We start from the raw sequence: 23,088 nt of genomic DNA on the forward strand, positions 1-23,088 counted from the left end.
TGATGACGAGCCCTGTTTGGGTGGTATTATTCCAATATATACACTTGCGCAGGCAGCTTGCCGTTAGGGCTTTTAATGAGAAAACAGAAAATTGCCATACTCGGTGGTTGCGGGCACGTCGGCTTACCCTTTGGGGTGGTACTGGCGACTCTTGACGATCTTGAAGTCTTCCTTATAGACGTAGACAAAGACAAAATCGCTCTAGTTAATTCCGGACGGATGCCGTTTCTTGAAGAGAATATGGAACCAGTCTTGCAAAAGGTAATCGGCAAGACTCTCCAAGCAACAAATTCAATGGAAGAACTGGCTGATGCCGATATCGTCGTCGAAGTTATAGGTACACCGGTCGACAGCCACCTTAATCCTTTACTGAAAGAGTTATACAGTCATACCGATAATACAATTAAGCACATGAAGGATGGAGCCCTGCTCATCTTAAGAAGCACTATGTATCCAGGTGTTTCGAAGCTCATTTATGAAAGATTACAGTCACAGGGCAGAAAGATTCACCTAGCTGTTTGTCCTGAGCGTATCGCTGAAGGAAAGGCCTTAGAAGAACTCCGAGACCTACCGCAGATAATTGGTGCTTTTGAAGAGGAAGCAGCGAAATTAGCCACAGATCTATTTACTCGTTTTGCTCCGTCAGTCATACGAATAGACCCCATTGAGGCCGAGCTAGGAAAATTATTCGTGAACAGTTGGCGGTATTTGAATTTTGCCGTGTCCAACCAATTTTTTATACTCTGCCAAAAATACAATATCGATTTTTACCGAATCTACGATGCGTTTTCCAAAGACTATCCGCGTATGAAGCCTTATCCAAAAGCAGGCTTTACCGCTGGTCCATGCTTGCTTAAAGATACGCTTCAGCTCTGCGCATTTTCCAACAACTTATTTTTCATGGGAAATGCAGCAATGGTAGTCAACGAATCCATTCCTAATTTCATCATTGAGCAATTAGAAAAACACGACTTGCCAAATCTACGTGTTGCCATCCTGGGCATGGCGTTTAAAGGTGATAGTGATGATATTCGAGACTCACTGGCATTCAAGCTAAAGAATCTCTTGGAAGTCTACGCCAAGGAAGTTTTCTGCACTGATCCGTTTATCAAAAATGACAATTTTATATCACTAGACAAAGCAATCGCTTCCGCTGACGTCATCATTCTTGGAGCTCCGCACAGCGCCTACAAAAACATTTCTCTGCCACCAAACAAATTAGTTATTGACGTATGGGGATTTTGGCCGATGAAAAACCCTGTTGTTGTGGTGGACAGTAAATCTCTCGTTTCGGAAAGGACATGAACAAAGTGTCCAAGGAAACTAAACCCACAGCAACAAAAATAGACTGGTGGCAGCCGGTAATAGGCTCCAGCGAATATGACTTAACACATGAAGTGCTTAAGAGTGGTTTCCTCAATGACGGCAAAGTTACAGAACAGTTAGAGAAGGCTGTCGCTGACTTAATTGGTGCCGAATATGCAGTAGCTGTGACAAGCGGCACAGCTGCACTTTATTTAGCGCTCAAAGCATTTGATATCGGTCCCGGCGATGAGGTGATTGTTCCTGATACAACGTTTATCGCCACAGCCAATGCGGTCGTGATGACAGGAGCAACTGCACGCTTGGTCGATATTGAGAAAGACACTCTCAATATCGATCCTCAGAAGATCAAATCGGCTATCACCAAGAAAACCAAAGCAATAATTCCAGTGCATGTAAGCGGGCGACTAGCAGACATGCGGTCCATCATGAAAATTGCTGACGAACACAAACTGGTCGTTATCGAAGACGCAGCAGAAGCCTTTGGCTCAAAAAAAGACAATAGATCGGCAGGCACCTATGGTCAAATAGGCTGCTTCTCCTTTTCGCCTAATAAGACAATAACAACAGGGCAAGGCGGCATGATTGTTACCGATGATCCAGAATTACACGGAAAGCTAAGACAGCTGAAGGATCAAGGGCGTCCCTACAGAGGTACAGGCGGCGACGACTTGCATCCGGCAATTGGTTATAACTTCAAGTTGACGAACCTGCAAGCAGCCGTAGGTATCGGTCAGATGCAAGACATACAAGGCAGGCTAAAGAAGCTCAGATCCTTTTACGATACCTACAGGCATGAACTTAACGGTTTGAGTGGTATCAAGTTATTTCCGTTCAACACTGCCGATGGCGAAACGCCACAGTGGGTGGATGCTTATGTAAATGATAGGGATGCACTTACAAAACACTTTGACGCAAATAATATCGGTTATCGCAGATTTTGGCATCCATTGCACCGACAAGATCCATACAGATTGCCGGACAGCGATTTCCCAATAGCAAGCCATTCATCCGAACACGCAATTTGGATGCCTTCTTCGTTGCTATTAACAGAAGATGACATCAAAAGTGTTTGCAAAGAAATTAAGTCCGTACTTAGTTAATAGGCTGTCTAACTTCGATGCCTTCGCCGGCAGCTGTTAGTAAGCGTTCGCCTTCAACATTCAGGTAGACCTTATGGACACCTGCTGCATCAGTTACAGTACGACGCAGCTGTTCTAATCTTGTCTCAATTGAATCGCTACCGCCACCCGATGAAAAACGGCGCGAGAGATTTAGCTCAACATTATCACCAACATGCTTGAGGTCCAGCAAAATGGTGCCTCGTGGAATTTCACTGGCAAGACCCGTTTGTTCTTCTGCGGGCTCTGGTCCTCTAAGCAACTCAGAGACAGCATCTTCCAATTTATCAGTCGAAGATGTGGCGCGAGAAACAGGCACCAGGGATGGTTGCCCGTTTTGATCAGTTTTGACGAACCAAACACGCACCTGGTGTTTAGAGTCGTCCATCATAGCGTTAGAGTTAGCATCGAGGTGATTTAGGAAATTTGTACAGGCAGATAATAATGCGATTGTGCCGATTGCTGCAACTGCATTTAGTATCAGTCTGGGTTTGTTCATCTCGTGATAGTCGCTTTCTGGGCTAACGCGGAGGTTGTTTTTCTCGGAGCCAAAATAAGCTTACCATCGAAATTTATTTTTGCACCAGAAATTTTGAAATCATTCAAGCGAAATGCACGTTGTCCATTATCCATTCGGGAAAAATTGATCAACGGATTGAATAATTCCGTCACAAACTGCGCAAATTCCGCGGGATTTTCAATCTCTGATGACTGAATGTCCATGTCTTTCAAATTGAGTTTGGCACCATCTTCGACAAGATACGGAACCGCGCTAACTGTAACAGGCACGCCGGTTTCCTTTTTGCCGCCTTTGGTGACAACTGTCGCTCTAATTTTTACTTTGCCGTTTTCGATTTTCACATCCGGCTCGAGAATTTCAAGTTGCTGATTTCCTAATCCAGGCAGATCAAGTTTCATGGTGCTCAAGGAAGAAGTTACTTGCGGATCTTTGAGAGCCGCTGTTATGTCCTTTTGAGAAACGCAACCATCAAGGCTAAGTGATACCGGTGTGTTGACACCAGTTGGTTCATCCTTGCGCTTACGATAACTAAACCAGAGAGGATTTTTTGCCGTGACATGCAGATAACCTAATTCGATGCCGCGCACTCTGGCATTTCTAAAAGTGAGTTCCAGCGATTTGACTTTGCCGGCAAGTAGGTCGGTAAAGCTGTAGGACTTGATTTTGGCTTTTACCTGACCACCCAGTCTCTTCTCCAAAGCTCTGGTTGCAGCCTTGCTGGCCACAAAAGCGCTCAAGGCATTCACGCCGCTTATTTTCTGAATGAAACGACTAACCGAATGACCAACGGGAAATGGCGGCTCTTCGTCGGCAAAAGCCGGCTGAGCAACAAAAATCAGACCTAGAACTAAGCATGAGGCTAAAAGGCGCTTCCGTTCGGACATTTGGGCATCCTCGTAAGTGTCCTGAAGAGCATATCAGACACAACTGCATGGCAAAAGTTATTCTGCCTTAAATCTATTGCCCGAACCCGGAAAGTGCCGTTACTGCTTGATTTTATCGCCCAAAGCTTCTTTTAAAACTTCGTTTTGTTTGAGCAGTGCCTTCAAGTGCTCGTTGGCTACAGCCAATTCCGCCTGCAATTCTGCAACTGTCTGTTCGTGCGAAACACCAGTTACCGGATCACGTGCCGGCATCTTCGGCAGAAGCACATAGCCTAATTGCACAGCCTTCAGAGCAGCAGCTGTTCTTGTCGGTACTTTCAATTTGGCAAGAATGCACTCAATGTGTTTTTCTACCGTGCGCAGCTTCATATCGAGCTCGTCGGCAATTTCTTTGTTGCGCAAATCCAGTCTGATAAGTACTTCAATTTCTCTGTCGGTCAGGTTACAGTTCGGCAAAGAAGTAGCTGGATTCTGCTTAACCAACTGGGTAATTTTTGGATCGCAATAGGGCAGTCCTCTGGTGACCTGCTCAATTGCTTCGAATAATGTTCTAGGTCCGGATGATTTCAGGCAGAAACCACGCGAGCCTGCACGCAACAATTGGTTGTGATACTTGGTTGCATGATATGAGTCAGTCAAGACTAAGACGTTCGAATTAGGCATCTCGTCATGCACGCGACGGCATACTTCAACACCGTTCAGCACGTCTAGATCAACATCGAGAATTACAAAATCAGGCTTCATGCGTCGGATAATTTCCACGCCTGTCATACCGTCTGCGGCTTCACCAACAACATCAACCACTTCGGTTATCACTCGCTTCAGCCCAAAGCGAATTAGTTCATGTCTTTCACAAATTACCGTTCTGGGTCGGAACACTTTTGTCTCTCAATCCTTGAGGAGTCTGACTTTTAATTCTAGCAAGATTGCCCTTTGATATTGCCTTGAATGGATAGTTGTACCTACCATTCCGTCAAGTACATACCTTATTTAGTAAATATATAAACGCCTGACAGGCGATTGTTGCAAAAATCGGTCCCCTCTTGGCAAGCCTGGCTTGGCTTTTAGGGCATGGGAATACTACGGTCTCATTGGGAGAAACCCCAATAGACTACGGATTTTCAAATCGTTAAGCTGTGCTCATGTTATCGGCTCTATCGGGCAGGCAAATTGTGAGCAAAGTCAGCCTAAATTCAACTCTATCGATAGCCCTGGCTCTAACCCTGGGCATTTTTGCTGCTTATAATGCAGACGCTCGCTCGGACCAGCAGGTCAAATACAAGCGCACCGGCAAAAGCTTTGATAGCGCCCAAGAGACAGTTTTAGACCCTTCTTTGTTCAAGCGCCGTCCGGGATACCGCGAAATAGAAGCGCAGAAGAAAGAAGAAGAAGAAAAGGCAACGCAAAAAGCCATCGATGATGCCAAAAAGGCTCAATTGGATAAAGCCAACGCCGAAAAGGCACGCAAGCAAGGAGCGCTTGCCGCCAACAACCAGGGTGTGCAATTGGGTAAATCCGGACGCTGGGCAGAAGCTATTGCCGCCCACGAGAAAGCAGTTCAGCTAGAGCCGGAAAACAAACAGTTACGCATTAACTTGTCGGCTGCCTGTGTAGTTTATGGTCAAACAAAAATGGCTGCCGGTGACAACATGGCTGCCAGTGCCGCTTTCCGCAAAGCCTTGCTTGCCGCACCCGATAACGGACTTGCCGGAAAACTATTAGCAGATGCCACAAGAAAGCTCGGTCGCGATCCTGAATCAGCCGAAGCACGTATGGAAATAGGCGATCAACTGCTTGCTGCCGGTGATGTGCAGTCAGCCGTCCTTGAGTACCAAGCAGCAATGCAGCTGGAAGATTCCGGACGCACCTATGCCAAAATGGGTGATCTTGCTTTGCGTGTAGGTCAAACACCGACAGCTCTTAACTGGTATCAGCAAGCTATCGTAAAAGATCCTGATTGCGCGCAAGCTCACCGCCAATTAGGGTTGCTTTTGCTCAATCAAAAGGATTTGACAGGTGCTGTCACGTCCTTACGTAAAGCACTAATACTTAATCCGAATGATACAGCTGCAGGACAAGCACTAGTTGAACTTTGGCAAAGACAAATGGCTGCCAATCCATTACAGCCGGAAAACCACCTCGGTCTTGCCGGTGCTTATCAGTTAACCGGCAACTTCGCCGGAGCCGCTCAAGAGTATGGCAAACTGGAAGCAATTGATCCACAAAACACAAGCCTTGCTGCCGGACGAGCAAGCTTAGAACGTGCTATGGCACATGCGAGATCGGAAAAGCACAGACTTGCTGCCGAGACTCTACTTTCACAAGGTCTTAGCCGCGAAGCGTTGATTGAAATCAAACAAGCAGCAGGCGCTGAGCCGAAAAACGCTCGCTATCAATTTATGCTAGCTCAATGCTTAGAAGCAGTTAGCGATTTCAAAGGCGCACACCAAGCTTATTTGACCTGCGTATTAATTGATCCGGTCAACAACAAAAATGCCGCTGCCCGCTTGAAGCGCATGCAAGACAACATGAAAGTAATGGGCACAAGCTCAGCTGAATTGACAGATCTTGCCAATCAATTAGCTAAGGAAATGTCTGCAACACCAGCTGCCGCGCAAGCTAAAGCTGCTGCTGCTGTTCCTGCAGCTGTACCGGCCGCAGCCCCACAAATTACTGCTCCTGCAAAAAGCGCAGCAACTACAGAAAATACTGTCGCTGACCCGGCAATGGTTCAAGTAGCTGCACTTGAAGCCCAAGGCAACTACAAAGCTGCTGCTCAGCTTTTGAATCAGCTGGTCACCAACAATATGAACAATGCCGAGTTGCACCACCGTTTAGCCGTCAACTTAAAAGCAGCTGGTCAACTTGGTGAAGCGTTGTCGGAATTCCGCATCGCTGCTGCTTTCGCTCCTGGCAATGCCGAATTCGCCAAGGATTTGAGCAATGCTGTGGCAGCTAACAAAGCAAATTTATTGAGTGAAGGAAAAAGAGGGCAATAATGGCATTCTATTTCCAACCACCAGACTTAGCTGAATTCCCCAGGCGCTCCTACAGAAAATTTCTGGAGTCGACCCTGGGTGATCTGTTTTCAGAGATCTCACCAATTGCCAGCGAATTCAATCCTCGTTATGAGCTGACCTTTGTTGGAACAGACGGAAAAGTTCACTGGCGTTTTGACGATTACGCACCGGACTCCGGTTATCCAACATCAGCAGAAGAAGCCCGCCGCGCTAACATGACCCATACCAAGAGACTGGTCATGGAAGTCTGGTTGCGCGACACGCAAACAGGCGAATTGCGCAAAACCAATGCTTATGTAGGCGATGTGCCTGTAATTACTGAAAGAGGGACTTTTGTAATCAACGGTTCTGAAAGAGTTGTTTTGAGCCAGTTGGTTAGAGCTCCCGGTATCTACTTCAACGGCGATGGTCAATTGCACTTCAAAGCCCTGCTTTTGCCGGAACTTGGATCGCCTATTAGTTTTGAACTTGTACTTAGCCCACCACATGGTGGAAAAGCCAGCCGCTCACGTTGCCGTATTAAATTGCCTAAGCGCGGTGCAGTTTCTGCAACTACCTTGCTGACAGCAATGGGTGTTGATGATCAAACAATTGAAAAACGTCTTGGACTTTGGCTCACCCGCAACCGCATTGACTGGAAACCTATTACCGAACAAGAAGCTTTATCTGTTGTTGGACGTGCCTTTAAACCAGATGGCGGCGGCGGTGCTTCCGCTGGTGCCCAAGCCCTTAAGGAATTGACAGACAAGCGTCGTTATTCACTGGGCCAACTTGGTCGCCAGCGCGTCAATGGAAAACTCAATATTGAAATGGATTCCCTGCAATTGACTGCTGAGGACTTCTTGGCTGCTGTTGAATATTTGATGGCTTTGCCACACGGACATGGTCATATAGACAACATCGACTCCTTAGAAAACAGGCACTTACGTGGCGTCGGCGAAATTCTAACAAGAGCGGTTCGTCCGGCTCTTGGTCAAATGGCTCGCTCTGTACGTACGCGTCTGGAACTCCATGAAGATGATGAAATTGGCAGCCCAACAGACTTCGTTGATACGCGCGCATTTGTTAACGCCATCAACAAGTTCTTTGGCGGCAATCCGCTTGTACAGTATTTGGACCAACAAAACCCACTTTCAGAACTTTCGCATAGAAGAAGAATCACATCCTTTGGACCTGGTGGCATTGATCCAAACGCCGCTCCTGTCGAAATGCGCGACGTTCACCCCAGTCAAATTGGTCGTGTCTGCTTAGTTGAATCCCCGGAAGGCAAAAACTGCGGTATGGTTTCGTACCTGGCTACTTTCTGCCGTATCGATGACCATGGATTCATGACTGTGCCGTATAGACGTGTTGTTGAAGGCAAAGTCACGGATGAAATCTGCTACTTAACACCATCTGACGATAAGCGCTTCACGCTGGCACCACCGGATACCAGAGTGGACAATGATGAGATAGTCGGACCGCACGTCTCTGTTCGCCGCGGCGATCTCTTCTACACAGTTGCACCAAACGAAGTAGACATGATTGGTATCGCCCCGCAGGGATTTATCTCTGTTGGTTCGGCTCTAATTCCATTTCTAGAGCATGATGATGCTAACCGCGCACTTATGGGTGGCGGCATGATGCGCCAGACTTTGCCTCTTGTGCGCCCTGAGCGTCCACGCGTCGGCACAGGCATGGAAAAGACTGTTGCCCGTTCATCAGGTCACTCCGTAATTGCCAAACGTGCAGGAAAAGTAACCAAAGTCTCCGGCAAAAACGTCACAGTCAAGCAAGCCAGTGGCGAAGAAAGAAACTATCCTCTCATTCGTTTCGACAGAACCAACCAGAACACTATTCTTGACCAAAGACCAATCGTCAAAGTTGGTGATGAAATTGAAACCGGTCAGATTATTGCTGATGGTCCAGGTATTGATCAAGGTGAATTGGCATTGGGCCGCAACCTGTTAATCGCCTTCTTATCCTGGAATGGCTATAACTTTGAAGATGCCATTGTTGTACGCCAAGGGCTGATTAAAGATCACAAGCTAAGCCACGTTGAAATTGAAAAGCATACAATTGGCGTCCACCAAACATTGCGTGGTCCGGAAATTCTTACACCGGAATTGCCAAACATTGCTTTAGCTGATCTTGAGCACTTGGATGAACGCGGTATTGCCAAAATAGGCAGTCATGTCAAACCAGGCGACATTCTTATATCAAAGCTTTCGCCAAAAGAACAAAAAGCACTGTCGGCAGAAGATGAACTTCTGCAAGCAATTTTCGGCAAGGTTGCCGAAGAAATGGCTGACACATCGCTTCGCGTGCCACATGGTTCGGGTGGTCGCGTAATTGATGTGCGCATCTTCACACCGGAAACCACACCGGAATTGAAAGCCGGCTTAATCTGCGAAATAGAAGTCTTAATTGCACGCCTCTGCCCATTGGAAGTTGGCGACAAACTAGCTGGACGCCATGGCAACAAAGGCATTGTGGCAACAATTGTGCCGGATCAAGACATGCCTTACATGCCGGATGGCACGCCTGTTGATCTTGTCTTGAATCCGTTGGGCGTTCCCAGCCGTATGAATGTCGGACAAGTATTCGATACGCAGCTTGGACTCTACGCCGATATTTTGAACCGCTATTACCGTATTCACCAGTTTGACGAATCCATTGAAGCTGATGCTTCCCACAAACTAGTCACCCAAGCCCTTGCAGAAGTGCGCAAGACACCGGGTTATGAGTGGATGGGTCACGACGGCAAAGTAACTTTGTACGATGGTCGCACAGGCGAAGCTTTTGATCGTCCAGTATTAGTTGGACGCCAGTACATTCTCAAACTCAATCAACTTGTCTTACACAAGATAAATGCCCGCTCCGGTCTTGGTGGCCCATACGCAGCTGTTACACAACAGCCGGTCGGCGGTAAAGCCAATCACGGCGGTCAAAGAGTCGGTGAAATGGAAGTCTGGGCAATTCAAGCTTACGGCTCAGCTCACTTGCTCAACGAAATGATGACAATCAAAGCTGATGATATTGAAGGTCGTCACCAAGCTTACGCCGACATCGTTCAAGGAAAGCCACTCACTCAAGCTGGTCGTACTGCCGCCTTCGACGGACTTTGTTGCGAATTGCGCGGTCTAGGCTTGGAAGTAAAACTTGGACGCGTCGTTGACTCGTTTGAACCTATACAAGACAAGTCCTGTGTTGGACAGAACAAAACATTAGAACAGGAATATGGCGTGTCTGCCGTAAATCAAATGGAAGTAGACGGCGTAAAAATCCTGGAAATTCCAGCAGGCGATTATGTACCGGAGCTTCCACCGCAGTCAACGCCAATAATCACATCGTTGACCAAAGGCAGGCACGGTGCTCCTTCACAGCTCGAAGTTTCGCAGGAGCCACTAATTGACGATATTGATCCGGAAGTTGACTTTGTTTCTTCCTTTATAGATGAAGAGACCAAAGAACTATTACCGGAAGACCCAGCGACCGAGATTATAGAAACAAGTGAGATAACAGAAGTCACAGAGGAAACATCAATGCCAGAACAAGACAACGTAATTACTGAAGATGTCGAATTAGAAACAGACGTCGACTCAGAAACAGATGAAGAATGCGAAATCACCGACGAGGACATTCTCGACTTTGAACCAATAAGTCAATTAACAATGTTCCTGGCAGAAGATTCGACCCAAACGACATCCACAGCAACTCAAGAACATGTAGTCACCAGCGACAAAGATTAAGGACCCGGAGTAAGAATTATGTCACTCACAACTAGAGCCAACGCAAGCCAAAGAAGAAGTGCAATCACGCTTCTAGCTTCCATTGCCTTGACGGCACTTGTAGGTCTCTGCCCATTCAGTGCTTCAGCTCAACAGCAACCACAAACTAGTGGCATGCCTGGCGGAGTTCCTGGATCTCCATCTGGTCCACAACCTTTAGGTATGCGCCAACCAGGCGTTTTGTACAGCCCTGTAAACAATCAACCAGTTCCGCTACCTCCAGGTGATGGACCACAGCCATGGCGCGTTGAACCAGGTGATGAGATTGCTCCGCTTCCTCCTCCGACAGGATCTGCCGACAAAGGACCGGGAACCGGTTTGTCGACATATCAAGCAAAGGACCGCACTGAAGTTATGGTCTACGTAAACAACGCCATGGCGTTTGTTATCCGTCCGGATCAACTCTCAGCCTGGCAAGTTAATGAGATCAATAAGATCCTAAAGATAAACATGCTTTCCGGACAGCAACAAATCAAGGTTGCAGCAAATGAGAAGCAGGTTGAAGAAATTCAAGAACGTGTTCTCAATCCGTATCCAAATTACAAGCTTGAATCCAAATCACGTCCTTTTGTTGAATACGATCCGACAACCGGACAATCAAGACTTGTATTCAAAAATGACCCGATGAAGGCTCTACCAATGCTTAGTGGCAAGAGCAAACAAAATTCCGCAATGCAAAATCCCGAGAAAGAAAGTCTCTACGATTTTGAAGGACCGTTGCCTGTAATTCGCCCATTGTGCCGCTGGCTAATTCTAGTCGGTGTCGTGGCCGCCACCATCTGGGTTGCAACCGGTGCTCTATCTGTTGTACTGGGTCACCCGCTTGCCGGCATCCGTGTAGCTCAAGCTTTCTTCGGTCTTGGTCTACTGCTCTGTGCCTACACAATCTATAAGATAGTCATCTTGAACATGATGCACCGCAACAGCGACGTCATGAGCGCTCGCCTGCACAGACCATATGAGGCTCCGGTGCAAGATAGGTTTGTAACTCCATCAAGCTCTCCGCCTATCCCCTATCAAACACCGATAACACCAAACCGCCCAGGCATTCCTGTGGCACCTCTGGCTAAACCCTACAACCCGTAACTAGAACAAGGTAACTAATATGAAAACGTTGACAAACAAATGGACACGAGGGCAAGTTGCAAAAGCAGCATCACTCGCCATTGTCTTTGCCGTCTTTTCAGCATCGGCTGCTCATGCAGCACAACCAAAAAGCGATGTGTTTGCCCGCTCAACCAAAAAGACAGCGCAGGCAAAACCGGCAGTTAGATTCGCCACACCAACGCAATGGTTTGAAGCCGTTGATAACGCAGTGGTAAAACTAAGACCAACAGCGGCCGATGATGCCATCTTGAATCGCCCATTTAATCAAGATCCTGAACGTGTTGAAAAATGGTGCGATACAGCCGCCAAAGTAGCCTCCAACTATCGTCAGTTGGCTCGCACCATTAGAACCTTGCCGCTACCAAACGGGCTGGGCAGCGATGTTAAGGAATATCGCACCCTGGTATCAGACTGGTACGACGATGCGGCACTGGTCTTTGAAGATATGATTCGTCCACGACCGCCGGCCAATTCAATGGAAGAACTGGAAACACAGTTGAACGATATCAAACAAAGGGGACAAGCACTTGCTAGAAGCAATACCGATTTAGCCAATCTAGACAAGAGTCTGCGCAAAACATATAAGGTGCACCGAGCACACTACGATGATGCCCTAACCCAATATGTAAGCCGCAAATAACAAGTTTTATTCCAACTACTTAACTAACAAAAGAGGACAAACAAATGGCAATCCAACTAAATGAAAGAGATCATCTGATCTTCAAATTCGTCGAAGAGCATAAGGTGCTCCTGGAAAAACATATTTCCTGGTTTATCGCTTGCGATGACAAACCGGTCTTAATTCGCGACCGTCTACGCAAATTATTCTACCTGGACTACTTGCTCTGCGAGCGTCATCGTGACACTTTGCCCTGGTGGACAACTCCCACCAAGCCGCTTGTCTACATGTTGTCTCCAATGACCAATGGCCTAGTTGGCGCAAGCGAAGATCTCGTTGACCTTAATGATGCTTCTTTGCAAAGACACCTTCTGGAAGTAGCTAACTTGCGCATGCTTATGCTCATGGCCCAGAAAGACGCGCAAATAGACAATTTCGAATGGACAACGAACACCAGAAACGTTGATACATCCAAGATGGAATTAGATGCAACGGTTGCGTTTGAACGTGGCGGTGTCAGCTACAAAGCCGGCATCATCAACCACTCGCAAACGGAAGAAGAACTGGCTGGCTCAGCATCCCTCAAGGACAAAATAGAAACGACACTTGAAAGCTGCGGCGTGGACATGGTTTTTATCATATCCAGAGATATAGTTCGTCAACAAATGGTGCAAAAAGCACTTAGTGACAAACTTTCCGAAAGCACAATGAACAAGGTTCTATTCGCCACACACCAGGAAATCTACAAGTCAGGCATTGTGAAAAGCCGTTGGCAGAACGCCATGGAAAAGACAATTTCCTGCTTTGTCGAACCACTCAAAGAAAGCATGGCTACAGGTCGCATGTCTCAAATGGCATCAACCCAAGCAATTACAGCCTAGCTGCTTTTGAAGGTAAGTTTTACCTTACGTTTCATGTCGCCGCTAATCGACAATTGCCTGATCGTCCTCTCATCGCAACTGCTTTCAGACGGCGGCAGAAAACGGAATGTATAAACACCTTCAGCCAGAGTCATTTGGCAAATTCCACTATGGTCAGTAATGGCGGCGCCTTTGTTTAAGCTGGACTCTTCAATTGCGAAGAGTCCAAGCTGTCCTTCATGATGTCCATAAGGACCCCAGGCAATATGGCAGCCTGCAACAGCTTCTTCATCTTCACCGACAACTTTTATACGAACTACACAAGCACCCTGGCAGACAAAGTCTGCATCAAGTCCGGAAATAGGCACTTGGATAGGTTCCACTTTGTCTCGGTCATTGTTCAAACGAACCAAGTATCTACCTGGTTCAACCACTAAAAAATAGCTGCCGTCGGCCGCTGTGGTTGTGGCAGCCGGCTGCCTACCGCCGGCATTATCTGGTGTCATGGAAATTTTTACATCCGGACGTGCCTCGCCCTGCTTGTCTCTAATAAAGCCTTTGACGACAACTCCTTCTTTTAACTGGAAGGCAATTTCTTGGTCGGCTTCGATAATTACTGTTTTGCTTTGCGGAGCAGGCAATTTGCCGGCGCCTTTTTCTTGAGGCAGTATGGAAATCTCATAAATGCCTTGAGAAACGCTCAGTCTGAAATAACCCAAGTTATCCGTCGAGACAACAGAGGTTGATCGTCTCTCACTGCCGGCAATTTCAACTCGGCAATTAGCAACTGGACGGTTTTCAAATTCTACTCGCCCAGTTAAGCGGTAGCCCTTATTCAAAATAAATGTCTTGGTGCTGCCGGCTGCCAAATAAACAGCTTCCTCATTGGTCTCAGCCAATGGCGCAAACTCCGGAGGCTCAATTGAAATATCGTACTCGGCAGGATCTATATTGAGTTCAAACTCGCCTATCTGACTTGAGCGGCACTTTGTCTGAACAGAAAATTGGTGAACCAAGTGATTGGCTTGATTAGCCGTCGGCTTCACGGTAACAATACCTGTTGCCACCGGATTGCCTTCACCATCTTGCAAGCGACCTTTGAAGCGCGAAAGTGTCGTCAAATCAATTGGCAGATCGGCATCTCTTGTAAGTTCAACAGTGTCCACTTTGGTGGTTATTAGTCCATGGGATTTCAGCGCAGCACGCGACTCAGGATGGGCGCCGCAAGCCACTACGTAGTAGCGTCCTTTCGGCAACACCATGTTGTATCTGCCGTTTTTATCCAACAACGCAGACTGACGACCCTCAGTTGGATCTATTCCTAAAGCAATTACTTGCACTTCTGAACTTTCAACTGACGGCGGTAAGGTCACTTTACCTTTGAGAATGACGCCTGTGACAAGAGCGATGTTGAGCATCGTGTTGGCACTGACGCTCACTCCTTCAAAAATACGCGGCACATAGCAAGTATTGGAATCTGGCACAACTATTAGTCCATAGTTGCCTGCCGTAACTGAGAAATTGAAATCTCCGCTGGTACCGGTCTTAAACTCTTCGACCAGGTCTCCATCGTAAGCGGACTTACCCGCCGGGACATTTAACAGTTTGACCACGACGCCGGAGATAGGCAACCCCATATGGCGAATGCTACCGGCTAGTCTGTAAGTGACTTCGCTTGATGTCAACATCTAGAACCCCAGGCTAAGTACAATCAGCCTGATATTGTAGATGATTTCCCGGTTCCATTCACGCGTTTTGCGCCTAAAGTATTGGATACAAGATAAATTGCCTGCCCAATACTATCCACCAATTCGCTAGTCGAGTACTTATATCCACGCACATAGTCCCACGGCTCGTACCAATCCGGAGGCTTAGATATGAGGTCTCTGAAATTCTCCGCCCAGCACTGTTCGGCATCAAGAACCATGGCATAAGGCAAAAGCTTGCTGAATATATTGGCATCATCCTGAGCCAATTTAGCTACTCTGTCCCGTTCAGACATTTCCACAAAGCGCTTAAATCCAAGGCAATCGCGAAGTACTTCTGTGCCGCTTACGGTTTTGGCGGACATAAACGGTGCCATCACCAAAACAACGACCGTTGAGACAAACAGTCCCAAAGCAACAGGACCGTCCTTCACTACAAAGAAAACTCCCAGCAAACAAAGTAAAAGTGAAACCAGCATGTAGGAAATTCGCACGTTTTGCGGGCTGCCCTTAAAATACTTACGCTTAATAAGAGACTGGTAGACGCCATTGCCAATGTCAGGCAAGGATGTGGAAAAGTTTCCGCGCAAATCCGACAATTTAACAGAATCCAAATTTGGATAAAAAAGTCTTTGCATGAATTGCTGCTCGTGCACGGAAAGATTTGACTCCTTCTGAGCATTCGGCAACTTGATGAATTCGTAGTCGCGACTAGAAAGGAACTGGTAATCTTCCTTGCGCGCTTCGCGAATCTTGAAGTGTCCACGGCAGGCTAAATCAAAGAGCATCGAGACAACATCCTTGAGTTCGTAGCGTCCATGCACAAGTGCGCCGACTTCAGCTGGTGTTAAATCCTTTGGTGGAGTGCGCTGCGGCACGATTGTCTTGGATTGCTCAAGGCGACCGCCTGTCAGATACCACTGCCACAGCAACAAAACAAATGTGACAATGGGAATGATAAAGGCCATAGTCCAGGATTTGAACCACCAGACTATTTGGTTTAACGGTGAAGGTGGCGACACAAGTCCCTGGGGCAGGTAGGCATCCAATACAAGACCTTCTGCCGGCTCGAGATTATCGCCAGTAATAACTATGCCATTGGGCAATACACTAACTGCTACTTGTTCACTGCCTGAACCTGATCCCTTTTTGCACGTGGCAATGATTCCATCTGTAGATGTTCCAGGCGGCGGATAGAACGACGCTTTCACGCGTTCAATTGGGAATGGCCATTCATTGCCTGTTAAGTTCCAATAGAGTTGCGGCTTTTTGCTGAAGAAGTTAACAGCGCGTCTAATTGTGTACTGAATTCTATATGTGTGAACGCCCCGCACCATACGGTCGCGATCACCGATACGGATAATTAAGTCTTTGCCTTGCGAGCTTACGTCATAAGGGTAAGCATCACCGAATTGGTCAGACACCGAATCAATGTCGACATCCATCGTAAAGGTGTTGCCGTATGAGTTGTATCGCGTTGGAATCATCCTGTAGATGCCGGCGCGCGAAATATTTCCAAAATCAATTACTATCCGCTCATTTATCTCAAGCGAGCAATCTTTGCGCAAACGAAGTGTAGTTTCAAAATATTGAATTTTTTCGCTGAAGGGAAGTTCAGGTGCTCGGGGCTTTTCCTCTTTTTTCCCCTTAGTCTCAGCGGTCTTTTCTTTGCCTTCTTCTTTTGGCTTAGCCGGTTTCTCAACCGGCTCGGCATCTGCGTCAGAAGTTTCAGTCTGGCTGTCTGCAGACGCTGCTTGCTTTTCTTGAACTTCCTCTTGAGCGCTTAACGGTTCTGAGAGCCCAAAAATCAACGGCATAAGCATTGCAATGACTAAAGCAATGCAATTAAACCTGCCAAAACATTTTAGGGTTCCCGGGTTTTTACTCATACATTATCTGACGCGCTAGCTGCACTAGTACAATTAATACCTACCACGAACCACCGCCACCACCACCAAAACCTCCTCCACTAAATCCGCCGCCGGAGCTAAAACCTGAATTACCTGAACCGGCACTGCTATAGTCAGACGCCGGACGGGAAGCAAAAGTCTGGTCGGCAACAGACATTGTCTGACCTAGACTCTGCACAAAGTAGCCAGTGTCAAAAAATTCGCCGGGTGTATAACCTGGGCCGTACTGATACCAATCGGGCGGCTCTGTAATTAGGTCGCGGAATTTATCAGCCCAACGATCTCCAACCCCTAAAACCATGGCAAAAGGCAAAAGTCTGCCGAAAATAGTTGGATCTTCTTTGGCTAAAACTTCAATGCGCTCTTTTTCAGCCATTGAAACAAAACGCTTAAAAGCTAGACACTCAGCAGTTGCCTTAACTCCGGCACGCGTCCTTGCCGGCATAATATAAGACATTGAAAAGACGATCATGGCTGCGACGAAAAAGCCCAATCCCACAGCTATCTGGTTGCTCATTACCCAGGCAAAAAATCCGGCAAAGAAAAACAAGGGCACCATAAACCGATAGCCGTTACGAACTTTATCGGGATTCTCCTTAAAATAACCCCGGTGCTCAAGCCCTTCATAGATTTCTTCCCGAATCGACGGTAAGGAAATATAGAAATGGTTCTTTAGTCCCGAGAGAGTAGCTACATCCGACGAACCTTGAGAGAACAACGAAGTTAGAAATGTCCTTTCGTAGTCTTTCAGCTCACTCATATCCTTAGGTGGATTGGGCTTTTTAAATTCATAATCGGTATTGCTAAAGAAAAGCAAATCCACCTTCGGTATTTGCCGTATCGTGTAATAGCCTCGGACAGCGAGGTCAATAAGCGTAGCTACGACGTCCTTATTGTCACAAACTTCATCCACGACTGTACCCACTTCTGCTGGTGACATTCCTTTTGGTGGATTCCATTCAACAGAAATGGCTTTCATCGATTCGTCATCACGACCTGTGCCTAACCAGAGGTAATACATCACCAAGAATGTTGCCGAAGGAATGACAAACAGTCCCCACCAATCTCTAAGAAACCACACAAGCTCTTGAATTACCGACGGCTTCAATACGCTGCCTTGAGGGAGTCCAACGACGAAAGTCAGTCCTTGAGCTGGTTCAAGTGATTGAGCTTCAAACTCAATGTGATCAGCAAATATTTTCGACTCAGCTGGATCTGTTGAACCTAAAGAACCACGAAAGCAGGCAACGTTGATGTTATCGGTGGAGACTCCTTCCGGAGGAAAGAATGAGGCAGTTGCCGACTCAATGGGAAATGCCCATTCATTGCCTGTGACGTTCCAGTAAATTTCAGGCTTGTTATCAAAGAAGTTGACTGCTCGGCGAACTGTGTAGTGAATTTTGTAAATATGACGGCCGGTAATCACTTTGTCGACATCACCTATGCGTATGTTCAAGTCGTGATCTTGGTTGGAAATTTCTCGATTGTATGCGTTACCGGATTCATCGGTAACGCTATCTACTTTTAACTCGACAGAATAATCATTGTCGTTTCGTCTATAGCGAATCGGAATCATCCGATAAATGCCGTGCCGCTCGATAGAGCCAAAATCCATCTCGATTGTTTCCAGCACATCCAGAGAACAGTCCTTATGTAAATGAACAACTTCATCAAACGATCGAATAACTTCCTGTTGTTCAGCTCGCACCTGAGGCGCCGCCGAAAGCATTGCCAGAAAAACCAGAAACAGAAGCTTTTTAAACATGAACTACTTTGCATCCAATTAAGTTACAGCAAGACCAATATTCCCACGATGAGAGGCATAATAGTAGTTATCATTTGCGGAGATTTTCGGCATGTCATCTACCTTAGTAATTTTAGGAATCCTGGCACTTATCGTCGTCATGATGATTTCCATCTACAATCGCCTGGTTTACCTAAGGCAACAAACTAAGGAAGCCTGGTCAGCAATTGAAACAGAACTGCGCAGACGTTACGACCTTATCCCAAACTTAGTGCAAGTTGTCAGGGAGTATGCAGGGCACGAGCTAGGCACGCTGGAAGAAGTAATTCGCGCACGCAACAGTGCCGTATCAAATATTGAAAGTCCGGAAAACATCACAAAGAACGAACAGGTTTTAACTGGTGCACTCAAGCAAGTGTTTGCCTTGAGTGAAGCATATCCGCAATTAAAAGCAAACGAAAACTTTCAACAATTGCAGGAGCAACTGTCCGATACAGAAACAAGACTGTCCCAAGCCAGACGCTTCTACAATGCAACTGTGCGCGAACTAAACACGGCAATTGAATCATTTCCATCTGTCCTAATTGCCGGACCAATGGGATTTACAGGCAGACCATATTTTGGTATCGATAATGCCGACGCCTATGAACCGGTACGCATTGCCGATTTACCCGGCAGCATTCCCAGCACAGGTGAAGGACAGACAATCAAGTTGAAGGAGACGCAGAAGGAACTCGATTCGTAATTGACCTTCCGTCCTCGACTGAATTCCAACCTAAAGCAAGCATGCATTCCTTAACCACGTAAAAAGATCCAGTCGCTACTACGACATGATCTTTAGTGCATTGCTTAGAAGCAACCTGCAATGCTTTTTCCACATCGCTTACACACACGACGTCGCAACCAAATTGCTTCACCAAATTAGCAATTTGCGAAGATGACATCACTTGCCTTTTCGCGGCAACTTCCGTGGCAATAACAAAATCATTCGGGCGCAAAAGATTTGAAAGCAATCCTTCAACATCTTTATTGGCAAAAGCACCCAGTATAAAAATGCGTTGCTTGTCGGCAAAGTTTTGATCAAGGGCGGACCGCAGTGCCTTTGTTCCTGCCGGATTGTGAGCGCCATCCAAAATCAAATTACGTTCGGGCAAATACTGCAAACGACCTGCCCAATAAACATCTTTTAGTCCGGAAATAACAATTTCTTTTGTGAGAGAAGGCACTGCAAATCGCTTATCGTGCCTCGCTGCATCGATAACAGCTACTGCGACCAAAGCGTTTGTTCTTTGGTGTTTACCGACAAGAGACAGCTCATCTAAAGCCGATTCAATCCAGGGCATAGATGAAAGATCTTGAGGCAGCTTTGTAATCGGCGCATCTTTTGCACGGGCAGCAGACTCAATTTCTTTCAGCGCATCCCCAATTGCAGCAGTAACTATCGGCACAGCAGGCTTTATGATACCCGCCTTCTCGGAAGCAATTTGACTTACAGTGTCACCAAGTATTTGCGTGTGATCAAGATCAACGTTGGTAATTGCAGTTGCTACAGGCTTCGACAAAACATTTGTTGCGTCATAACGCCCGCCCAAACCAACTTCAAAAACAGCAACATCAACTTTGTTTTCCACGAAATAAATAAAGGCCATCGCTGTAAGAAACTCAAACCAAGTAAGCGGTCCCATCTCCGGATACTTGCTGCCGAAAGCTTCCGACTCAAGGCGCAATCTGGTTGCCAGTTCGGCAAATTCATCATCAGAAATAGCTTTGCCGTTTAAGTGAAATCTTTCATTCCAACGTAGTAAATGTGGGCCGGTAAAACAACCAACTTTCAATCCGGATGCATGTAAAACACTTTCCAGAATTGCCGATGTTGAACCTTTACCATTGGTGCCACCAATATGTAGGCTGACTAGCTGGTCTTGAATATTTCCAGCGTCCTCCATGAATTTCTGCATGCGTTCCAAAAGAGGCCGCGTAGAGGCGGACAGGCTCTCAAGATAAACGACTGATTGCAGATAATTCATAGATTCAGATTAGCACCGATATAAAATAATTGCTTCAAGACTTACTCATGAGGCGATATGGCTTTATACACCCGTGAAGATACGCAAACTTCCAAGCGCATTTATGAAGGCGCCATTATAAATCTACGTGAAGACACACTCAAGAACCCACACGGCAGTTGCGTGCGGGCAGTTGTTGAGCACAATGGCGGGGTCTTTATTGCCTGCCAACCTGAGCCTGACAAAGTAATTCTTATCAAGCAATATCGTTACTCTATAGATGAAGTGCTTATTGAGCTTCCAGCCGGTCGCATAGAAATAGGCGAAGACCCATTGCCCTGCGCGCAGCGAGAACTCATTGAAGAAACAGGCTACAAAGCATCTAACTGGCGTGAGCTTTCTCGCATGTTCACGGCACCTGGATTTTGCGACGAGATTTTGTATTTGTATCTTGCAACAGATATAACTTTTGTCGGCAAGAATCTTGATCACGATGAGGAAACAGAAGTAATGATCGTGCCTGTCAAGGAGGCTTGGCAGTTGGTTACAGAGGGAAAAATTCGTGATGCCAAGACCATTGCCGGGCTTGGTATGTTGAGAGAATTTTAGTTTTTGATTTGTTATACTTATCCGCTGTTATTGGGCTGACCCGTCTTGAATACGGTAAGCTGAAGCCGGATAACCAGTGCTAATCAAGAGCACTTACAAGCAGCGACAGTAAAAGAGGAACACGGACACAATGGACAAGAAGAACAACATAAACATGCCAATCGTTGGAATGTTGATTTTAGGAGTTCTCGGCGCAGTAATTACATCTGCATCTTGTGCCGTCATTACTCACTGGCCATTGCCGGTTTCAGTAGTCCCTTACTTCGGCGGCGGACAAGGCTTCTGGTGGGGATTAGTTACAGGCTCAATCACCGGACTGATCATCGGCTACCTCGTCGACGAGAAGCACTTTAGCGATACAAAATACTAAGTTTATTGTTCTAATCAAAGGAGGCAGTTGCTTAAGCAGCTGCCTCCTTTGTCATTTATACAATGAGGGCTAACTAGCCGCGTTCAATGTAGCGATGCTGGGTAGCTTCAGGTTTCAGTGCATCGACTAACACTGGCACACACTGGGTTGGATCACAGGTCGTGCCGCACGTGAAGCAATCAAAGAAGACTGTTCTAGACTCTGGATATGTGTGCAAACTTGCATGACTCTCAGCAAGTACGGCAAAAGCCGTGACACCTTGAGGTTCAAATTTTTGAGACTCTAGTTTCATGACTGTCGCACCACTGGCGACTGCTGCTTTGTTTATCAGCTTGCGCAGTTGTTCTTCGTCATTAAGGAGATCAGAAGCGCAATTAAACAACGTAAGCAACAGGTGCATGCCTTTTGCTTCGTGTACAACAGATGCGGCAACGGATTGCGCAATGACGTTGTTTTCAACTACCATCGTTAAGTCCTCATTCCTGTTAAGTCAAGTTCGTTTACTGCTCTAACTACCACGTCTGCAAGACGGTCTAAGAAGTAATGGTCATGGGCACCGACAAATCTAATCGGCTGACCACCAAATTGGCTTTTGAATCGCGAGAATTTGGCATAGCTGTTTCTCGGTGCCATAAACTGATCGTAGCCATAAAAATCATAGATAGAACTTCCGGCTGACCTCGCCTCAGTAATTGCCGCCCACTGCAATGCATAACCAGCCATAAGGTTGCGCTTCTTGTTAGTTATCCCGCCGTACAAATAAGTTGATCTCTGCCCATATGAAACAAGCATTAATGCACCAAGTGTTTCACCTTCATACTCGGCAAAAAGCAATTTGACCATACCAGTTGCAGCAAGTGAATCCCATAATGTGGTGAAAAACTTAAATGGTTCAATCAAGAATTGATCTCTCGATGCTGCTTCTTGCAAAACGGAGTAAAAACGGCGAATCGCTTCTGGTGAATTGTCTTCTTTTACGATAACGCCACGGCGATGCGACAAGCCGATGTTATAGCGAGCCTTCGGGTGCATTGCCTTTAAAATGTCTTCTGCCGCCCCTTCGATGTTTAAGTAAAGAGTTTCTCGCGGCACAAGATCCACAGGAGCGCGACCGAAGTCGGCAAATGTCACCGGTCCGGGAAATTGAACGCGCGGCTCTATGCGCACGGCCATAGTGTCAAAAGTTCCGGTGCTTGATTCTGCTGCTTTCAGAAGCAAACTCAATCCTTCTTGAGCACGGCTTTTATCATTCCAAGGAAGCACAGGACCTTCCGGCGCCATAAAAAAACCCGCACCCTTGTTATGGTGAGACGTGTAAAAAATTGCCCCACCGACAAGGTCTTCGCCTTCTCTAAGTCCAAGGTGCAAATACCTCATACCTTGACGGCGTTTAAAATCCGCCCAAGCAAGACTCTGCATAAACCCACTTGCCGAGTTTACGCGCACGAGAGCCTCCCACTGCTGAGCAATGTCCCAAGAAGGGTCTAGATTATTTAGTCTTTCAACCTTCATTGATGGA

19 protein-coding genes are annotated in these 23,088 nt (G+C 46.7%); 10 read left to right on the plus strand and 9 right to left on the minus strand.

Annotated features, from left to right (window positions below):
- Nucleotides 1-75: 75 nt before the first annotated feature.
- Complete coding sequence (locus K2Y22_00280) at nt 76-1,305, plus strand: nucleotide sugar dehydrogenase (protein MBX9876869.1); 1,230 nt, start codon at nt 76-78, stop codon at nt 1,303-1,305.
- Nucleotides 1,302-2,426 carry a DegT/DnrJ/EryC1/StrS family aminotransferase gene (locus K2Y22_00285; protein ID MBX9876870.1) on the plus strand — a complete coding sequence of 375 codons (1,125 nt, stop codon included), beginning with the start codon at nt 1,302-1,304 and terminating at the stop codon, nt 2,424-2,426. The genes K2Y22_00280 and K2Y22_00285 overlap by 4 nt, the downstream gene beginning before the upstream one ends.
- Here the strand turns inward: K2Y22_00285 and K2Y22_00290 are convergent.
- The 3 genes from K2Y22_00290 to K2Y22_00300 form a co-directional block, all read right to left on the minus strand.
- Entirely contained in the window at nt 2,419-2,943 is a 525-nt protein-coding gene (locus K2Y22_00290; GenBank protein MBX9876871.1) for a GerMN domain-containing protein, read from the minus strand. The genes K2Y22_00285 and K2Y22_00290 overlap by 8 nt on opposite strands.
- Nucleotides 2,940-3,848, minus strand: a complete 909-nt coding sequence (locus K2Y22_00295) for a hypothetical protein (GenBank protein MBX9876872.1) — start codon at nt 3,846-3,848, stop codon at nt 2,940-2,942. Before K2Y22_00295 ends, K2Y22_00290 begins: the two co-directional genes overlap by 4 nt.
- Nucleotides 3,849-3,947: 99 nt before the next feature.
- The gene (locus K2Y22_00300) at nt 3,948-4,727 is read right to left on the minus strand and encodes a response regulator transcription factor (protein ID MBX9876873.1); all 780 of its coding nucleotides are present in this window, start codon (nt 4,725-4,727) and stop codon (nt 3,948-3,950) included.
- A 293-nt stretch (nt 4,728-5,020) separates the two neighbouring features.
- Between K2Y22_00300 and K2Y22_00305 the strand changes: the two genes are divergently transcribed.
- The 5 genes from K2Y22_00305 to K2Y22_00325 are packed head-to-tail and all read left to right on the plus strand — an operon-like array spanning nt 5,021 to nt 13,245.
- On the plus strand, nt 5,021-6,847 hold the full coding sequence (locus tag K2Y22_00305; protein ID MBX9876874.1) for a tetratricopeptide repeat protein: 1,827 nt from the start codon (nt 5,021-5,023) through the stop codon (nt 6,845-6,847).
- A complete protein-coding gene (locus K2Y22_00310) occupies nt 6,847-10,599 on the plus strand; it encodes a DNA-directed RNA polymerase subunit beta (GenBank protein MBX9876875.1) in 3,753 nt (1,250 codons plus the stop codon). The genes K2Y22_00305 and K2Y22_00310 overlap by 1 nt, the downstream gene beginning before the upstream one ends.
- A gap of 18 nt (nt 10,600-10,617) precedes the next feature.
- Nucleotides 10,618-11,724 carry a hypothetical protein gene (locus K2Y22_00315; protein ID MBX9876876.1) on the plus strand — a complete coding sequence of 369 codons (1,107 nt, stop codon included), beginning with the start codon at nt 10,618-10,620 and terminating at the stop codon, nt 11,722-11,724.
- A 19-nt stretch (nt 11,725-11,743) separates the two neighbouring features.
- Complete coding sequence (locus K2Y22_00320; protein MBX9876877.1) at nt 11,744-12,385, plus strand: hypothetical protein; 642 nt, start codon at nt 11,744-11,746, stop codon at nt 12,383-12,385.
- A 44-nt stretch (nt 12,386-12,429) separates the two neighbouring features.
- Complete coding sequence (locus K2Y22_00325) at nt 12,430-13,245, plus strand: hypothetical protein (protein ID MBX9876878.1); 816 nt, start codon at nt 12,430-12,432, stop codon at nt 13,243-13,245.
- Here the strand turns inward: K2Y22_00325 and K2Y22_00330 are convergent.
- The 3 genes from K2Y22_00330 to K2Y22_00340 all read right to left on the minus strand — a co-directional run bounded on the left by K2Y22_00330 (nt 13,242) and on the right by K2Y22_00340 (nt 18,605).
- Nucleotides 13,242-14,912 carry a carboxypeptidase-like regulatory domain-containing protein gene (locus K2Y22_00330; protein ID MBX9876879.1) on the minus strand — a complete coding sequence of 557 codons (1,671 nt, stop codon included), beginning with the start codon at nt 14,910-14,912 and terminating at the stop codon, nt 13,242-13,244. The two genes, K2Y22_00325 and K2Y22_00330, sit on opposite strands and share 4 nt — an antisense overlap.
- A gap of 23 nt (nt 14,913-14,935) precedes the next feature.
- Nucleotides 14,936-16,747 carry a DUF2207 domain-containing protein gene (locus tag K2Y22_00335; protein ID MBX9876880.1) on the minus strand — a complete coding sequence of 604 codons (1,812 nt, stop codon included), beginning with the start codon at nt 16,745-16,747 and terminating at the stop codon, nt 14,936-14,938.
- A 112-nt stretch (nt 16,748-16,859) separates the two neighbouring features.
- A complete protein-coding gene (locus tag K2Y22_00340) occupies nt 16,860-18,605 on the minus strand; it encodes a DUF2207 domain-containing protein (GenBank protein ID MBX9876881.1) in 1,746 nt (581 codons plus the stop codon).
- A gap of 91 nt (nt 18,606-18,696) precedes the next feature.
- On the opposite strand from K2Y22_00340, the gene K2Y22_00345 reads away from it, so the two are divergent.
- Nucleotides 18,697-19,329 (plus strand): LemA family protein, encoded by a 633-nt coding sequence (locus K2Y22_00345; GenBank protein ID MBX9876882.1) that lies wholly within the window; start codon nt 18,697-18,699, stop codon nt 19,327-19,329.
- Here K2Y22_00345 and K2Y22_00350 read toward each other — a convergent pair.
- Complete coding sequence (locus tag K2Y22_00350) at nt 19,292-20,542, minus strand: bifunctional folylpolyglutamate synthase/dihydrofolate synthase (protein ID MBX9876883.1); 1,251 nt, start codon at nt 20,540-20,542, stop codon at nt 19,292-19,294. The two genes, K2Y22_00345 and K2Y22_00350, sit on opposite strands and share 38 nt — an antisense overlap.
- A 126-nt stretch (nt 20,543-20,668) precedes the next feature.
- Here K2Y22_00350 and K2Y22_00355 point away from each other — a divergent pair, with 126 nt between their 5' ends.
- Nucleotides 20,669-21,199 carry an NUDIX hydrolase gene (locus K2Y22_00355; protein ID MBX9876884.1) on the plus strand — a complete coding sequence of 177 codons (531 nt, stop codon included), beginning with the start codon at nt 20,669-20,671 and terminating at the stop codon, nt 21,197-21,199.
- A gap of 130 nt (nt 21,200-21,329) precedes the next feature.
- Entirely contained in the window at nt 21,330-21,569 is a 240-nt protein-coding gene (locus tag K2Y22_00360; protein MBX9876885.1) for a hypothetical protein, read from the plus strand.
- A 73-nt stretch (nt 21,570-21,642) separates the two neighbouring features.
- Here K2Y22_00360 and speD read toward each other — a convergent pair whose 3' ends face one another.
- Both speD and K2Y22_00370 read right to left on the minus strand, forming a co-directional pair.
- Nucleotides 21,643-22,035, minus strand: coding sequence for an adenosylmethionine decarboxylase (gene speD / locus K2Y22_00365; protein MBX9876886.1), 393 nt, complete (start codon nt 22,033-22,035; stop codon nt 21,643-21,645).
- A 2-nt stretch (nt 22,036-22,037) separates the two neighbouring features.
- Nucleotides 22,038-23,081, minus strand: a complete 1,044-nt coding sequence (locus K2Y22_00370; protein MBX9876887.1) for a peptidoglycan bridge formation glycyltransferase FemA/FemB family protein — start codon at nt 23,079-23,081, stop codon at nt 22,038-22,040.
- Nucleotides 23,082-23,088: the final 7 nt, after the last annotated feature.

Source organism: Candidatus Obscuribacterales bacterium (assembly GCA_019744775.1).
Taxonomy (GTDB): domain Bacteria; phylum Cyanobacteriota; class Vampirovibrionia; order Obscuribacterales; family Obscuribacteraceae; genus SBAT01.

Coding starts and splice junctions, on each gene's coding strand:
- K2Y22_00280 (MBX9876869.1), top strand. CDS start 76: ATGAGAAAACAGAAAATTGCCATACTCGGTGGTTGCGGGCACGTCGGC.
- K2Y22_00285 (MBX9876870.1), top strand. CDS start 1,302: ATGAACAAAGTGTCCAAGGAAACTAAACCCACAGCAACAAAAATAGAC.
- K2Y22_00290 (MBX9876871.1), bottom strand. CDS start 2,943: ATGAACAAACCCAGACTGATACTAAATGCAGTTGCAGCAATCGGCACA.
- K2Y22_00295 (MBX9876872.1), bottom strand. CDS start 3,848: ATGTCCGAACGGAAGCGCCTTTTAGCCTCATGCTTAGTTCTAGGTCTG.
- K2Y22_00310 (MBX9876875.1), top strand. CDS start 6,847: ATGGCATTCTATTTCCAACCACCAGACTTAGCTGAATTCCCCAGGCGC.
- K2Y22_00315 (MBX9876876.1), top strand. CDS start 10,618: ATGTCACTCACAACTAGAGCCAACGCAAGCCAAAGAAGAAGTGCAATC.
- K2Y22_00320 (MBX9876877.1), top strand. CDS start 11,744: ATGAAAACGTTGACAAACAAATGGACACGAGGGCAAGTTGCAAAAGCA.
- K2Y22_00325 (MBX9876878.1), top strand. CDS start 12,430: ATGGCAATCCAACTAAATGAAAGAGATCATCTGATCTTCAAATTCGTC.
- K2Y22_00330 (MBX9876879.1), bottom strand. CDS start 14,912: ATGTTGACATCAAGCGAAGTCACTTACAGACTAGCCGGTAGCATTCGC.
- K2Y22_00335 (MBX9876880.1), bottom strand. CDS start 16,747: ATGCCGTTGATTTTTGGGCTCTCAGAACCGTTAAGCGCTCAAGAGGAA.
- K2Y22_00340 (MBX9876881.1), bottom strand. CDS start 18,605: ATGTTTAAAAAGCTTCTGTTTCTGGTTTTTCTGGCAATGCTTTCGGCG.
- K2Y22_00345 (MBX9876882.1), top strand. CDS start 18,697: ATGTCATCTACCTTAGTAATTTTAGGAATCCTGGCACTTATCGTCGTC.
- K2Y22_00350 (MBX9876883.1), bottom strand. CDS start 20,542: ATGCAGAAATTCATGGAGGACGCTGGAAATATTCAAGACCAGCTAGTC.
- K2Y22_00355 (MBX9876884.1), top strand. CDS start 20,669: ATGGCTTTATACACCCGTGAAGATACGCAAACTTCCAAGCGCATTTAT.
- K2Y22_00360 (MBX9876885.1), top strand. CDS start 21,330: ATGGACAAGAAGAACAACATAAACATGCCAATCGTTGGAATGTTGATT.
- speD (MBX9876886.1), bottom strand. CDS start 22,035: ATGGTAGTTGAAAACAACGTCATTGCGCAATCCGTTGCCGCATCTGTT.
- K2Y22_00370 (MBX9876887.1), bottom strand. CDS start 23,081: ATGAAGGTTGAAAGACTAAATAATCTAGACCCTTCTTGGGACATTGCT.